Genomic DNA, 14,955 nt, shown 5'->3' with positions numbered 1-14,955 from the left:
TTTATGTGAAGCGCTGCGGGCCGTTTGCGCTCACCGAGGACGTCGAGGTGACAGGGGATGCGGACGCGCGCTCGGGAGCAGTGGAGCGCAGGCTCTTACTTGCCGTCGAAGAAAGTGTGGATCGCGGTTTCCAGCTTTTCGATAAGCTGAGGGTTGTGGCAGCTGCCAGCCCAGATCAGGGCGTTCAGCCTCATCTCCTTGTTGATAGAGCTCACCTTCCCAGAATCCAGCAGGTATTCCGCGATCTCGTAGTGCCGCCCTTTGATCGCCTCGATGAGCGCGTTGTTTCTCCCCGTCTTGTCGGTCAGATTTACTTCCGCGCCATTCTGCACGAGCAACTTGACGACTTCCAGATGCCCGTTCTTCGCCGCCTCGATAAGAGCCGTTCTGCCGTAGTAGTCAGCTCGCGCGTTGATCTCTATTTGGGGGTGTCTCACGAGGACTGAGATACACGCGTAATGTCCCTTGGCCGACGCAAGACTCAAGGGCGTGCTCTTCCACTTGTTTCTGGAATTCACGTCGATTTCCGGGTCTTCGATCAGCGCCTCCACCACAGCTGTGCGGTCATTGAGGGCTGAAAGGTGAAGTGCAGACCAGCCGCCGTCGTCCGACTGATTGATATCGGCGCCAGCCGCCAATTCCGATCGAACCGCCTCCGCATCGCCTTTTTCTGCCGCGATCAGCAGGTGAGACCAGTCTCTTGCCCCTTCGGCTTCCAAGCTGTTGGTCAACGCAGTCGCCTCCTCGGATAGTCGGCAGAATACCACATTATCGGCAATAGTGGCGGCTCCTGTACTCGAGTCCAATGGGTCAAAAGCTGGAACGCTGTCGGCCCGAACGGACATCGAGATCAGCGCTTCACGTCCGTCTCCTCACATTCTCCTGATATCGACTGGCTTTGCCGGCCATCCGGACTAGATAGAGCCTGCGCCGGGCGGAACGATGCAGAAGGACCTGAACATGCCTGAACAGATTACCCTGAATAGACCTGAACAGATCAGATTGAACGACGGCTCCGCCATTCCGCAAATCGGCCTCGGCGTGTGGCAGGTCGATCCAGCCATCACCGCCAAGGTAGTGCGCTGGGGAATCGAGGCCGGCTACAGACTGATCGACACCGCCGAAGGCTATCAGAACGAGGAAGGTGTCGGGCAGGCAATCCGCTCGGCCGGCGTGCCGAGAAGCGAGTTGTTCATCACCTCGAAACTGCGCAACGGCGCGCATCAGCGCGACGCCGCCTTGCGCGCCTTCGACGAGACGATGAGCAAGCTCGGCATCGAGCAGATCGACCTGTTCCTGATCCACTGGCCGGTGCCCAGCCAGGACAGATATGTCGAAGCCTGGAAGACGCTGGTCGAACTCAGGCAATCAGGCCGGATCAAGTCGATCGGCGTTTCGAACTTCAACCAGGACCATCTCGAACGGATCATCGGCGAGACCGGTGTCACGCCGACCGTCAACCAGATCGAGCTCCACCCCCGCTTCCAGCAGCGTGACAAACGCGAATTTCATGACAGGCACAACATCCGCATCGAAAGCTGGAGCCCGCTGGGCAGCGGCCGGCTGTTGAACGATCCGACGCTTGAAAGCATTGCCAGGAAACACGGCAAGTCGCTGGCGCAGACGATCGTCAGGTGGCATCTTCAGGAAGGGCTGATCGTTATTCCAAAGTCGATCCACCAGGACCGCATCGCCGCCAATTTCGATGTCTTCGATTTCGAGCTGGAAGCGAAGGACCTCGAGCTCATTCGGGGCATGGATTCGCCCGACGGCCGCTCCGGCCCGAACCCCGCTACGGCCGCATTCCTGTTCTGAGGGCCGACAGTGAAGCTGCCGATCTCCCCCCTTGTGGGGGAGATGTCCGGCAGGACAGAGGGGGGCGCTGTCCCGCCGGCCTATTGAACTCTCCGGCTCATATCCCAACCCAGCGGGACCTCAGGCAGCCGGTTCACTGACGGAAAAAAGCTGCAGGCTGCCGGGAACACCTGCAAGCTCCATCTCGCCATGCTCTTCAAAAGCCAGGCCGGAACCGGCCACGAGATCACGAACCGTGCGCGACGCGATGATCTCGCCCGGTCCGGCAACGTCGAGCAGATGTGATGCCAGTTGAATTGCAACACCGGTGAAGTCGTCTCCGCGCCTTTCGCATTCGCCAATATGGACTGCCGCGCGAACCTGAAGGTCTAACCTCTTCATTCGACGACGGACCGCGATTGCACATTGGATCGCCCGCGTTGGTCGCAGAAATACCGCGAGAAACCCGTTTCCGGTGCGGCTGATTTCCTGACCGTTAGCAAGATGCAATTCGTTGCGTATCTCGTCGTCGTGTCGCTGCATCAGATCGCGCCGCGCCCGGTCGCTAGCGTTGACGGGAGCCGGCGGCAACCCGACGATTTCCATGTGCAGCACCGTCACAAGCACGCGCTCGCTCGACGTTGCCGGCAGCGAGCCGGTGACAAAAGCCTGGATCTCGTCGACCAAACGATCGGAATTCTCCCCCCAGATTACGTGATCACGGCCGGCAAGCTCAATGTATCTGGCGCCTTCGATATGCGTTGCCAGGTAGCGCCCCTCTTCCGGTTTTACCCAGCGGTCGCCCGCCGTCTGCACGATCAGTGTCGGGACGTGAACGGTTGGGAGAAGGGCGCGAACATCGATTTCAGTGCCCCAGCGCCAGAGCGCGACCGCGTCGGCAGGCGAGGCTGAATTCCTAAGATAGGCGGCGAACCATTCTCTCTCGAAACTGTCGTTCATCAGGCTGGGCGCGGCGTTGCTCATGTCCGCCGGCTCCCCCCACTGTCTCTCGACGGCGGTCAGATCTTCTTCTACCTGCTCGCTTGTCCTTGCCCATGGATAATCCGGCGACCATCGGCCGCTGGCATAGGTTCCGTTGAGCACGACAGCCGCTGTTCGTTCGGGATAGGTCGCCGCGAAAAGCATGCACATAGGCCCCCCTTCGGAGCTGCCGAACAGAACCGTTCGCTTTGATCCGACCGCATCCAACACCGCTCGCATGTCTTCCATCCGCTCTTCCAGCGTTGGCAAACCAACATTGCGATCGGACAGTCCGGTGCCTCGCTTGTCCATACGGATCAGGCGGGCAAAGGAACCGAGACGCTGGAGCATATGCGCCAGCCGCGGCGATGACCAGGCAAGGTCGAGATTGGAGACCCACCCAGGCACATAGATCAGGTCGACCGGCCCGTCGCCGGTTACCTGATAGGCGATGTTGATTCCGGCCGATTTGACATAGTGGGTCGCGGGGCGCATCGGCTCGGCCCGGGACGCCGGCCGCTCACCTGTTCGGGCTGCCGACGTTGGCGGTGTCTGGGAAGGCGACACCGAGGCGGCTATCCGGGTAGCGGCTTGCGGCGTCACGCGGCGCGTCCGCAGGTCATCATAGAGTTGCCGGGTCTCCGGCTCGGGCTGCAAGCGGAGCTGCAGTTGCAGCACATCACGGCAGCGCTCATACTGTTTCAGCGCGAGGTTAAAGCGGCCCTGGGCGGCATAGGTCCGCATCAGGGCTCGGTGGATATCCTCCCGTAAGGGCTCCAAAGCCAGCAGGCGCACCGCCGCCCGCAGGCATGATGGAAGATCATTCGTTGCCGAATAGTGCGCGACGAGCTTCTCCAGCACGATGGTTGCGATTGCCCTCAATCGCTCGCGCTCCACTCTGAGCCAATCTTCGAACGGCTCCTCCTTCAGGCCGAACCCGTCCAGGAGGTCGCCACGATAGACGACGAGCGCCTGCTCGAGTTGCTCCGGGTCGGAGCCGGCGGCCAGCGACTCGAACCGCGCGACGTCGAAATCAAGATCGTCGAGATTGAGCGTAATGCTGTCGCCGTCGCTCAGAAACCTTTCGCCATCGGATGCGCCCATTCCTTTCCTTATGGCGGATAGGGCCTGTCGAAGGTTCATTCGGGCCTGGGTTTGGCTGTTGCCGCCCCACAAAAGCGCGGCGAGCTTCTCGCGCGATTGGGAGTGTCCGGATTGCAGGGCGAGATAAGCCAGCATGGCGCGAGCCTTGCGGCTGAAAACCGGGGCCACCGCTCCTCCGGCAAAGTCAAAGCCGCCTAACAGACAGAGATGAGGGTGCGCCATCGGATCCGCCACAGCCACAGCTTCTTTGCGATCCTTTCCTGTACTTGCCTCTATTTCAACCGTCATTTCGCCCGGCCTGGTGTTTTTCACGAATCCTTCACGCTGGCTCCACCGCGTTTCTCACGACGCAGGGAAGACAAGTGTCGGGAGACTGGTATCTCAGGAGGACGCTGTGCTACCCCCGACGGAATGGCCCATCTGGCATGATGATTCAAGGCAGGACCCGCAGCCGCGCGGCGGGCCACTGCGCCACGACATTGCGCTCGCGCGCTATCTTGAGAACCAGCGGGCCCGCCGGGCGTCAATGATCCAGGGGTTCGATTTCCGGACCGCCGCGGTCAGCTTGCGCGCACTTTTGGCGAATGCGGGTGGCCGTGGATATCGGCTCTTGGAGGTCCTGGGCATTCGGCCCTTTCATATCCCCGAGCCATCCACCAGCGGCACATCTTCGCCTTCCCACGGGCTCGGCATTGAGCCTTTGCTGAGATTGGCCGACGGCAGCGGCATCCAGCACTTCAGTTCGGGTTCGGCATATTCGACGATGCGTCCTGGAGACGAATCGGAAGCGCGCCAGCCTTCGCTGCCGAACTGATCGGCGCGGGCCCAGTAAGCCATGTCGACCTCGGCCGGCCCCTGTTCGGAAGGCCGAACCGTGACAAGGATTCTGCTGCCGTCCCTTGGCGCGCTCGACATGTGGCGCCACTGATCGGGCTCGTCCATTGCACTTCCTCCTGCGATCTTCGCCTCGCGCGGATAGTCGCTTCGCGTTCGGAAGCGGTCAACCCGAACTTTTTTGCCTGAGGCAAAATCCCTGCCCCGTCGTCGAGGAACAAGTCATGGCGCGCCGGGTTTGGGCAAGTTGTTGAAGGAAGCAAAATGAGACCAGCGCGCCGACCGATCGTTAGCATTGTTGCATGGCAGGCCGCGCCCTTCGTTCCCAACCCGGTCCGATCGCAATGAGGCAGGCCGGTTCCGATCGTTCCACCCCACCGGAGGAGGGTAAAGGCGGCATAGGCCGCGCGCTCGGCCTCGGCCTGATAACAGGGGCGGCCGACGACGATTGTTCCGCGATAGGCACCTATGCCAGCGCCGGCGCCCGTTTCGGACCCGACCTGCTTTGGACGGCTCCGGTGACGTTGCCGATGATGTACGCGGTCGTCTACCTGTCGTCGAAGCTCGGCCAGGTATCGGGGCGCGGATTGTTCCACGTCATCAAGGACTTTTACCCGCGGTGGCTGCTCTGGTCGGTGCTTTTGGGTGTGCTCGTCGGCAACACCATCGAGGCAGCGGCGGATCTCGGTGGAATGGCCGCGGCGATCAACATATTCGTGCCGCTTCCCATTCCGCTGATCGTGCTGTTCGTCGCCGCCCTCATCTTCGCCCTCCAGGTCTTCGGCTCCTATACTTTGATCCGCAACATCTTTCGCTGGCTGGCGCTGGCGCTGCTCGCCTATGTCGGTGCCGCCATTCTGGCCAAGCCGGACGCCGCGGCGGTGCTGCGCGGGACGCTGCTCCCCAGGATCGAATTCAACCGTGAGTTCCTGTCGATCCTGGTCGCCATCATCGGCACGACGCTGTCCGCCTATCTCTACACGTGGCAGTCCAATGAGGAGGTCGAGGAGGAGATTGCCCAGGGGCGGACAACGCTCAGGGAAAGGAAGGGCGCCACCGACAGCGAACTCCGTCGCTCTCGCCGGGACATCCTCATCGGCATGATGTTTTCAAATCTCATCATGTATTTCATCATCCTGTCGACGGGTGCTACGCTCTACAAGGCGGGCCACCACGATATCGACACGGCCGCGCAGGCGGCGGAGGCGCTGCGGCCGCTCGCCGGCCAGGCCGCAAGCGTTCTGTTCGCCGCAGGCGTGATCGGCGTCGGTTTCCTCGCGGTTCCTGTCATGACCACCGGCGCTGCCTATGATGTGGCGCAAGCCATCGGCTGGAAAAACAGCCTGCACGCCCGGGCTCGAGAGGCGCCCAAATTTTATCTCGCCATCGGATTTTTTACCGCGATCGCCGCCGGCCTCAACTTCCTTGGCTTCAATCCGATGAAGGCGCTGGTCTGGTCCGGCATCGTTCAAGGCTTCTCGACGCCGCCCTTGCTGCTGCTCATCATGCTGATGACGAACAACCGCAGGATCATGGGCGACCAGGTGAACAGCCGCAGCACCAACATACTCGGTTGGGCAACGACCGCCGCTATTTTCTCGGCGACGATCGGCCTGGTGGCAACCTGGTTCATGTGATCAGGCGGAAGCAAAGGGATGCCGCCGGTTGGATTACCCGTTCCCGCTTGCGGATTGTCCCAACTTTGCCGGTCTTGGAAATTCCACAACGTCGCCCGTGGGCCGCTTGTATTGTGCCGCGACAATTGCATCGATCAGGAGATCCAGAGCCGCACGAGCCGTGCGGCTCGTCTCGTCCTCGCCGCTCAAATAATGGCAGGCTCGTTCGAGGTGGAGGTGTGCGGCGGCAAAGTCGCTTGTCATAGGCTTCTCCTTGTTGCCCGCCGGCCGGCAAGATGACCGCCTCGATTTACCCAAAAGCAAATATCCACAGCCGGATTTGAATCAAATTGGCCTGACTCACCACATGCCGCGGACCCCACGCCAGCACCTTGGCCTGTGCCCGCGCCGCGTCCTCTCCGAGGGCCGCTAGGCCATCCAGGATCGTGGCATCAGGACATGGTTCCCCGACGTCGCGCCGGAGCGCCCGAGGGCGACTTGCCTGATATGTCCGGCCGGCTGTTCATGCGCTCTGTCCGACGCGCTACGCTATCGCGGGCTGCAGGCGCTGCAGCGATCTTTCAGCGCGGTACGGCGCGTTGAATGAACCAATTGCGGGCGATGTGCAGCAAACTCAGTTCGCTCATCGCCCTGCTTTTGAAATTTTCTCGCTCTTTTAATTCTACAATATCTCTAGACTTAAAATAGATCGCTAGACCCAAGATCTTAAAATAGAGCGCTTGAGAGGGAGCCAGGAATGTCGAAAAAGCTCGTGGTGGGGCTGTCGGGCAACTTGACCCGGCCATCGAAGACCAAGGCGTTCGTCAGCCACATTGTCGGGCAGGCCGCCGAAAGCATCGGCGCAGCCTCGGCCGTCTTCGACATCGAGGATCTCGGCGCGTCCCTGCCGCAGGCAAGGCGCCTCGGCGACCTCGACCCGGCGGCGCGCAACATCGTCGAACGGCTGCTGGGCGCCGACATCCTGGTGGCCGGCTCGCCCACTTTCAAAGGCAGTTATACCGGGCTTTTCAAGCACTTCTTCGACCTGCTCGACCCGTCATCGCTGAGGGGCAAGCCCGTCATCCTCGCCGCGACCGGCGGGGGCGAACGCCATTCGCTGATCGTCGAGCACCAGCTGCGGCCGCTGTTCGGCTTCTTCGAGGCGCTGACTGTGCCGACCGCGATCTACGCCTCCGACAAGGATTTTGCCAATGGCGTGCTGGTGTCGGACGCGATCCATGCCCGCGCCCGGCAGGCGGTCGCCGAGGCATGCCGGGTAACCGGAGTGCCCTATCGCGTCGGCCTTGCCGCCTGAACGCACCACTGACCCGAGATCCCCTCCCCGACCAATCCAGGAGCACGCCGCGATGACCAGATCCAGCAAATCCAGGCAAATCAAACTGGGCGCTTTCCTGCCTGGCGGCGGACAGCATATCGCCGCCTGGCGCCATCCCGAGGCGCCAGCCGACGGCGCCACCAATTTCGAGTTCCACAAGCAGCTTGCCCTGACCGCCGAGCGCGGCCTGTTCGACGCTTATTTCCTCGCCGACAATCTGACGGTCGGGCTCGGCGCCCGCGAAGGCGGCAATGCCAAGATCGCCGGCTTCGAGCCAGTGACGCTGTTTGCAGCGCTGGCGCCGCTCACCACGCATCTCGGCTTCATCGCCACCGCCTCGACCACCTATGAGGAGCCCTACACGCTCGCCCGCAAATTCGCCTCTCTCGATCATCTGTCGAATGGCCGCGCCGGCTGGAACGTCGTCACCTCGGCCGGCGACGAAACCGCGCGCAACTTCAATCGCGACACTCAGCCTGCCCACGCCGAGCGCTATGCCCGCGCGCATGAGCATGTCGAGACGGTCAAGGCGCTGTGGGACAGTTGCGAGGACGACGCCTTCATCCGCGATAAGAAATCGGGGCGCTTCTACGACAAGGACAAGCTCCACGACATCGACCACAAGGGCGCGCATTTCAGCGTCAAGGGTCCGCTCAACGTGCCGCGCCCTGTGCAGGGGCACCCGGTGGTGGTGCAGGCGGGGCAATCGGAGGACGGCCGCAAGCTCGCCGCCCACTCGGCGGAAGTCATCTTCACCGCCCATCAGAACCTGGCGTCGGCGCAGGAATTCTACCGCGACATCAAGGCCCGCGTGGCGGCCGTCGGCCGCGATCCCGAGCAGGTGCTGATCATGCCCGGCGTAGCACCCTTCGTCGGCCGCACCGAAGAAGAAGCGCGCGCCAAATACCAGCAGCTGAACGATCTCATCCTGCCCGAAGACGGCGTCGCCCTGCTCAACGGGCTGGCCGGCCAGACGCTCGACATCAGGGGTTATCCGCTCGACGGCCCGCTGCCGCCAAGCAAGGAAACCGAAGGCATGAAGAGCCGCCAGGCGCTGATCCGCCAGATTGCCGACGAGCACAACTTCACCATCCGCCAGCTCTACCAATGGGTGGCGACGGCCCGCGGCCATTACACCGTCATCGGCAGCGCAGTGCAGGTCGCCGACCAGTTGGAGGAATGGTTCGGCAACGAAGCCGCCGACGGCTTCAACATCCTGCCGCCCTGGCTGCCCGGCGGGCTCGACGACTTCGTCGAGCTGGTGATCCCCGAACTGCAGCGCCGCGGCCTGTTCCGCACCGCCTATGAAGGCAGGACGCTGCGCGAGAACCTCGGCCTCAGGCGGCCTGAAAACCCGTGGACCGCCGCCCGCTCGGCCGTGCTGGCCGCCGAATAATCCCGAGAAGCCCACTACCCTCGAAGCGAGAGGCAAGACGATGACCTTGCAGCACATCGAACAGGCCGCCAGCCTCGGCACGCGTGACGGCACGACAAGCCTGGGCACGGACTTCCTGCGCCTCGGCGGCCGGGCAGGCATCCGCTTCCTGTCGCGCTACGGCGCCCTCATTGCCTTCCTCGCAATCTGGCAAGTGTCGAGTAGCGCAGGGTGGGTCAACACGGCCGTGCTGCCGCCGATCGATACGATTGTCGCGGCACTTTGGAAGGGGTTGGCCGGCGGCACTCTGCTCGGTGACATCGCCATCAGCCTGCAGCGCGCCGGTCTCGCCTTCGCGGCCGCCGTGCTGGTCGCCATCCCGCTTGGCCTGTTCATGGGCCAGGTGCGCGCGGTCGAGACCGCGCTCGATCCCATCCTGCAGGTCTTCCGCCAGACCTCGGCGCTGGCGCTCTATCCCGTATTCATCCTGCTGCTTGGGCTCGGCGAAGCCTCCAAGGTGTTCGTCATCTTCTGGGCGACGCTGTTCCCGCTGCTGCTCAACACCATCGGCGGCGTCAAGCAGGTCGATCCGAAACTGCTGGAGATGGCCCGCGTCTATGGCGCCAGGCAGCTCACCGTCTTCCGCCGCGTCGTGCTGCCCGGCGCCGTGCCCTCGATCTTCGTTGGGCTGAGGCTCAGCGCCACCACGGCGCTGCTGCTGTTGATCGCCTCCGAAATGATCGGCGCCAACAAGGGCATCGGCTTTCAGGTGATGAACGCGCAGTACAACTTCCAGATCCCGCTGATGTTTGCGGCAATCGTCATCCTCGCCGGCCTCGGCCTGATCGCCAACCAGGCGCTGGTCAGCCTGCAGCGGCGGCTCTGCCGCTGGAACAATGCCGTCGACTGACCTCCCCTTTCGCCATCGACCAGACCCAAGCCAAGCCAACCAGGAAAGACCACCATGAAAGTCACCCGCCGTTCCCTGCTTGCCGGCGCACCCTTCGCCGCCGGCCTTCTCGCCGCCGGCCTGCCGCGCTTCGCCTTTGCCGAAGCCGCACCCGTCAAGTTCCGCTCCCTCGCCAGCCGCGGCAGCATCTCTCCGCATGAACTGGCCGGCGAGCTCGGCTATTTCAAAGGCCTCGGTATCGAGGTCGAGAATGTCGGCTATTCCGGCGGCGGCCCGGAATCATTGTTTGCGCTCGCCTCCGGCAGCGTCGATATCGGATCGGCCGCAACCGCCGCCGTGATCAATTCGATTTCCGGCGGCAACGACTTCGTCGCCATCTATCCGAGCAACGGCATCAACAGCAAGGTGCGAAGCGTCTTCTACGTGCTCGACGACAGCCCGATCAAATCGATCGCCGACATTGCCGGCAAGACAATCGCCGTCAACACGCTCGGCGCCCATCTCGACTACACCGTGCGCGAGGCGCTGCACAGCGTCGGCCTGTCGCCGGATGCCGCCAATCTCGTCGTCGTGCCCGGACCGCAACTCGAACAGACCTTGCGCTCCCGCCAGGTCGACATCGCGGCGCTCGGCTACTGGCAGGCGACCTTTGCCGGCGCGCTGGTCGACAATGGCGGCGTGCGTGGCGTGTTCAACGACACCGACGTGCTGGGCGAACTGGCCGGCGGCTTCGTCGTGCTCAGGCGCGACTTCATCGCCGCGCATCCCGACGCCGCCCGCAATTTCGTCGAGCAATCGGCGCGCGCCTCCGACTGGTCGCTGCAGAACCCCGACGAAGCGCGCAAGGTGCTCGCGACAATCCTCGACAAGCGCGGCGAAAACGGCGAGCTGGCGCGCTACTGGACCGGCTTCGGGCTGCGCCAGGGGGCCAAGGCGACGGACCGCGACATCGACTTCTGGGTCAGCGTGCTCGAGCGCGACGGTCGCCTGCCAAAGGGTAAGCTGAAGGCAACAGACATCCTCTACCGGCCCGGCGAAACCAAGACCAACTGACAAGGCCAACCGGCAGCTGGGAGACGAGCGCGATGAGCAGCACAAGCGGCGGTGAGGTCAGCATACGCGACCTGTCCAAATCGTTCAGCATCGGCGGGCGCTCGCTTGCCGTGCTGAGGACCCTCAACCTCGACATCCGCTCGGGCGAATGCCTGGTCATCGTCGGCGCCAGCGGATCTGGCAAGACCACGCTGCTGCGCATTCTTGCCGGGCTGGAGGCCGCCGACAGCGGCGGCGTCGCCATCGACGGCAAGCCGGTGCACGGCGTCGGCGCCGAGCGCGCGGTGATCTTCCAGGAACCGCGCCTGCTGCCCTGGCTGACCGTGCTCGGCAATGTCGCCTTCGGCCTCGAAGTGCGCGGCGTGCCGAAGGCCGAGGCCGAGGAACGGGCGCGCTTCTATATCGCGCTCGTCGGCCTCGCCGAATTCGGCGATGCTTTCCCGAGGCAGCTGTCGGGCGGCATGGCGCAGCGCGTCGGCATCGCCCGCGCCTTGACCGTGCAGCCCGAAATCCTGCTGCTCGACGAGCCGCTGGGCGCGCTTGACGCGATGACCAAGATCGGCATGCAGGAGGAGCTGGCGCGCATTTGGAGCGAGGAGAACGTCACCATGGTGATGGTGACGCACGACCTCGAGGAAGCGATCTACCTGGCCGACAGGGTGCTGATCCTGCCCAAGGAGAAAGGCGGCGCGGCGCGGCTGATCGACATCGACCTGCCCCGCCCGCGCGAGCGCAGCGAAAGCCGCTTCGTACGCTACCGCGAAGAACTGCTGCGCGAATTCGGCCTGCACTGAAAGGCCCCCTACGCGATCTTGGGTTCCTCGCCCCGCAAAGCGGGGAGAGGTGGTTCGGCGAAGCCGAGACGGAGAGGGGTCTTCCTTTTTTGAAATCCTCTCCCCCCGCGCTCTTTCCTGGAACCGGATTCCCCGCCCCCGCATTTCCTTAACCGGGAGGCGAAGGAGCGCGGCATGAAAGCTTTGTTCGCAATCTTTGGCGGCTTCGTCCTGACGCTCGCCGTATTCGCCAGCGGCCTCGCATTCGCCACCTGGCTATTGATAGCCAAGCCGGTGCGGCCGCCCGCCCCGGTCTCCAGCGTCGCCGAACTGTGGGCCAAGGATCCGCGCCCGGTAAACCCGGCCTCGCAGCGCCTCGAGCGCCTCCCGGCCCGCCCGGTTCCCGTTCGCACCTCGGAAGTTGATCGCAGCTCGAAACCCGCCGACACCGCCGCAGCTTCGACACCCGACACCACCGGCTCCATCAAGCCGGCGGTGGAAGAGCAGCAGACGCTGCCCGCCGCCCATGTCGAATGGTGCGCCAGCCGCTACCGCTCCTACAGGCCAGGCGACAACCGCTACACATCCTACAGCGGCCAACAGCGCCCCTGCATATCGCCCTATCTCGACGCCGCCGATGACGGCAGCTACGTCGAGGCGAGCGATACGTCGTCAGTGGAGGGCTACCCGCGGCCGGACGAAACCGGCGACGCCGAGCTCTCATCCGACCACGTCCAATACTGCTTCAGCCGCTACCGGTCATATCGACCGGAAGACAATAGCTATCAGCCGTATTCCGGCGGGCCGCGTCGGCAGTGCGAGTAGGCAGGCCGGGCGTGGCTGGCGGCCGCAGGGCATGGCGCCTTGTGCGACCCCACCAACGATCACGCAGATTTCTTGGATCGTTCGGGTTGGCGCGGCGTTCATCCGATACCCAAAGGAGAAATCAACATGGGCGACGACCGGGAAGACAAGATTCGTGAGCGCGCATACCAGATCTGGGAACGTGAAGGCGGGATCCATGGCGATCCCGAGCGGCACTGGCACCGGGCTGAGGCCGAGATCGACAGGGAGGCAGCCCTGCCGCTGACGACAGGCGATGCCCTGCCGGAAACCCGCGAGTTCGCGAGTTCCGACGTCTTGACGGTGGAGGCCCTGGCGGTGCGCACCGGCATATCGGGCGAACAGGCACAGGAGCTGATCGACAGGCTGGGCAACGACCGGGCGGCGATCGAACAAGCCGCGCGCAACCTCAAGGGGAAGCAGCGGCTCGGGGAGTGACAGATGATCAGAAAACTCAAAGACGGAAAATACCGCCTCTATTCGCGCAAGAAGGACGAAAAGACCGGCAAGCGCCGCAATCTCGGGACGTTTGACAGCCGCGAGGCTGCGGAGAAGCACGAACGTGAGGTGCAGTATTTCAAGAAGCATTGAGGCGGCGTTGGGCGTGTTGTCGCTTGCCAGGCAGCCGCGCCGGATGCCTGACGGAACCTGAGCCTGCGAAGACGGCGGCCACGCATCTCTGCGCCGGACAGTTTACGAGAACATGGTGCGTCCAGAAGCAGGTAACGACGCCCATCGCGGTCGCCCGCGGATTTTAGCACGGTATGCAAATTGTTCAGAACCGTACCTGATGCACCTCGCGCAAGCGGCATAAACCTTTCAGTGACGAAGCGTTCGCTTGCAATGTGGGCGATGCCTCCACTAGTTTCTGGTCAAATTGAACAAAACGGGAACAAAAATGTCACGGGCGAATTGAATTCGCGTTCGCCGTCCGGCGTGTTGCGCACCACAGGGCCTGGCTGGTTGGGATAGATGTCGATGGAGGGTTCGAGATTGCCGAGGATATCCCGCAAGGCGCGGGTCCACTGGCGAATGGCCTCCTGGCTGGTCGTGATATTGTAAAGATTGCACATTTCAGGCCGTTCCCGGATGCTTAGGCATCTTGTTGGAAACGGCCCGGAATTTCCAGCGCTGTCCGTTAGGTTGCTGACACGGCAGGCCGTGTCAGCAATGGCTTTGTGAGACCTACCGCGTCGATTGTCTCATAGCTTGTGCGGCGACTGCCGCCAGAAAAGCCCTCGCCGCGGCATCGCAGGCCGCTCGAGACGGGCCCTTGGCGAAAAGAAGAAGCTCGGCGGCTCGAATGTTGAGCCCGTGCTTCCTTGCGAATGTGGCTAGATCGTAAGGCTTGTTGTCGTAAGGCACGTCGTCGTAGTCGATCGTCAGATCGTAGTTTTCTTTCATTTTCTTCCTCCCGTTAGCGATCTTCCCCCTCCTGTCGCTAACGCAAAATTAACGTCGATGGCGTCGGGCGAGTCCACCAATCAGAGATTGTGTAAAAAACGTACGAGCTCGGATGCTCGCCCTCGCCACGGCGCCGCGAGCAATCGCCGCGAGCCGGACCGCTCGAAAGAGCCGATTATGGGGGCACGTTGGAAAAGGCAGCCACGGCCTGGTGCCACGGGGTGTCCGCGACCCTACCGTGCCTAATGGCCGTCATTTTCATCTTCCTGGCCCGGTCCGCAAAGCCGGCCTCGTTGGGTCAGCTAAAGAATAAATCCGGCTAATAACACCGTAAGGAGCAGTGACAGCGGAACAGCCGCAAGACACCAGATCTCCAACGTGTTGTTTTGCAGCGGGTCCATCGTCAGCCTCACTTTTTGGTTCGTCATTGTGACACTAACGGTTGGTCGGAGGTAGCGGTTCCAAGCGACGCTGTTCATAGAGCGCTGCCTGTGCTGCATATTAGCAACAGCTTGACGACCGCTGAGCCCGTACCGCTTGGAGAACTTCACTTGGCGCCGGTGGATGGGCATTCCGCAGGAATGCAAGCGCCCCTCCATCAGGCGTGCGGGGATCGATCGCCGCCTATGATCAGCGCCGAGCCATGCCCCGGAACCCAATGGCTGCGTCGACCTCCGGCCGAAGTTTCGCTACCACCGAGCAGACCCGATGTTCACTCCAGCCAGCGATGCCCGTTTATAGGACCTAAGTCTGACCTGCCTGCGCAATGGTCTCGTGTACGGCCGGCGCCGGGAACAACTGCGCCAGTTGTGTGCGTCAAGTTCTGCAAAAATGGCGTGGCAGTAGCTGTGACGTCGGCGTGTCCGCCCCACACCCCCCCTGTTTTGCGGAGGGGCGGACACACGGCGGTGCTCAGGCGGCCAATGCTCTCA

Annotated in this window: 14 protein-coding genes and 1 pseudogene; 10 read left to right on the top strand and 5 right to left on the bottom strand. The window is 62.9% G+C overall.

From position 1 onward, the window contains the following. Window positions 1–95: 95 nt before the first annotated feature. On the bottom strand, window positions 96–731 hold the full coding sequence (locus tag NKJ93_RS29640; RefSeq protein WP_352592689.1) for an ankyrin repeat domain-containing protein: 636 nt from the start codon (window positions 729–731) through the stop codon (window positions 96–98). A gap of 229 nt (window positions 732–960) precedes the next feature. On the opposite strand from NKJ93_RS29640, the gene NKJ93_RS29635 reads away from it, so the two are divergent. Then, window positions 961–1,815, top strand: coding sequence for an aldo/keto reductase (locus tag NKJ93_RS29635; protein WP_031195088.1), 855 nt, complete (start codon window positions 961–963; stop codon window positions 1,813–1,815). Between the two features lie 120 nt (window positions 1,816–1,935). Here the strand turns inward: NKJ93_RS29635 and NKJ93_RS29630 are convergent, their stop codons facing one another. Together NKJ93_RS29630 and NKJ93_RS29625 are read right to left on the bottom strand one after the other, a co-directional pair. Further along, on the bottom strand, window positions 1,936–4,047 hold the full coding sequence (locus tag NKJ93_RS29630; protein WP_352592687.1) for an alpha/beta fold hydrolase: 2,112 nt from the start codon (window positions 4,045–4,047) through the stop codon (window positions 1,936–1,938). A 468-nt stretch (window positions 4,048–4,515) separates the two neighbouring features. Then, the gene (locus NKJ93_RS29625) at window positions 4,516–4,821 is read right to left on the bottom strand and encodes a hypothetical protein (protein WP_023722367.1); all 306 of its coding nucleotides are present in this window, start codon (window positions 4,819–4,821) and stop codon (window positions 4,516–4,518) included. Between the two features lie 236 nt (window positions 4,822–5,057). Here NKJ93_RS29625 and NKJ93_RS29620 point away from each other — a divergent pair, with 236 nt between their 5' ends. From NKJ93_RS29620 to NKJ93_RS29580, 9 genes are all read left to right on the top strand, one after another. After that, window positions 5,058–6,350, top strand: a complete 1,293-nt coding sequence (locus NKJ93_RS29620) for an Nramp family divalent metal transporter (RefSeq protein ID WP_023722368.1) — start codon at window positions 5,058–5,060, stop codon at window positions 6,348–6,350. 736 nt (window positions 6,351–7,086) lie between these two features. Next, on the top strand, window positions 7,087–7,644 hold the full coding sequence (gene msuE / locus NKJ93_RS29615; protein WP_023722369.1) for an FMN reductase: 558 nt from the start codon (window positions 7,087–7,089) through the stop codon (window positions 7,642–7,644). Between the two features lie 52 nt (window positions 7,645–7,696). Continuing rightward, window positions 7,697–9,061 (top strand): LLM class flavin-dependent oxidoreductase, encoded by a 1,365-nt coding sequence (locus NKJ93_RS29610; protein WP_352592685.1) that lies wholly within the window; start codon window positions 7,697–7,699, stop codon window positions 9,059–9,061. A 40-nt stretch (window positions 9,062–9,101) separates the two neighbouring features. After that, the gene (locus NKJ93_RS29605) at window positions 9,102–9,950 is read left to right on the top strand and encodes an ABC transporter permease (protein WP_352494426.1); all 849 of its coding nucleotides are present in this window, start codon (window positions 9,102–9,104) and stop codon (window positions 9,948–9,950) included. A 54-nt stretch (window positions 9,951–10,004) separates the two neighbouring features. Then, a complete protein-coding gene (locus NKJ93_RS29600) occupies window positions 10,005–11,003 on the top strand; it encodes an ABC transporter substrate-binding protein (RefSeq protein ID WP_352592682.1) in 999 nt (332 codons plus the stop codon). A 32-nt stretch (window positions 11,004–11,035) separates the two neighbouring features. Further along, window positions 11,036–11,797, top strand: a complete 762-nt coding sequence (locus NKJ93_RS29595) for an ABC transporter ATP-binding protein (protein WP_023722373.1) — start codon at window positions 11,036–11,038, stop codon at window positions 11,795–11,797. A 174-nt stretch (window positions 11,798–11,971) separates the two neighbouring features. Next, window positions 11,972–12,601 (top strand): BA14K family protein, encoded by a 630-nt coding sequence (locus NKJ93_RS29590; protein ID WP_352592680.1) that lies wholly within the window; start codon window positions 11,972–11,974, stop codon window positions 12,599–12,601. A gap of 126 nt (window positions 12,602–12,727) precedes the next feature. Further along, entirely contained in the window at window positions 12,728–13,057 is a 330-nt protein-coding gene (locus NKJ93_RS29585) for a DUF2934 domain-containing protein (RefSeq protein ID WP_352592677.1), read from the top strand. A 3-nt stretch (window positions 13,058–13,060) separates the two neighbouring features. Then, window positions 13,061–13,210: a hypothetical protein gene (locus tag NKJ93_RS29580; protein ID WP_023722376.1), complete on the top strand. Its 150-nt coding sequence runs from the start codon at window positions 13,061–13,063 to the stop codon at window positions 13,208–13,210. 326 nt (window positions 13,211–13,536) lie between these two features. Here NKJ93_RS29580 and NKJ93_RS29575 read toward each other — a convergent pair. Both NKJ93_RS29575 and NKJ93_RS29570 read right to left on the bottom strand, forming a co-directional pair. Continuing rightward, a pseudogene (locus tag NKJ93_RS29575) lies at window positions 13,537–13,692 on the bottom strand (SOS response-associated peptidase); the annotation flags it as partial. A 112-nt stretch (window positions 13,693–13,804) separates the two neighbouring features. After that, window positions 13,805–14,023, bottom strand: coding sequence for a hypothetical protein (locus NKJ93_RS29570; protein ID WP_352592674.1), 219 nt, complete (start codon window positions 14,021–14,023; stop codon window positions 13,805–13,807). Window positions 14,024–14,955 lie beyond the last annotated feature (932 nt).

Source organism: Mesorhizobium sp. M0028 (assembly GCF_040323855.1).
Taxonomy (GTDB): domain Bacteria; phylum Pseudomonadota; class Alphaproteobacteria; order Rhizobiales; family Rhizobiaceae; genus Mesorhizobium.
The sequence above is the reverse complement of the archived record's forward strand: the minus strand, read 5'-3'. Positions and strand labels throughout refer to the sequence as shown.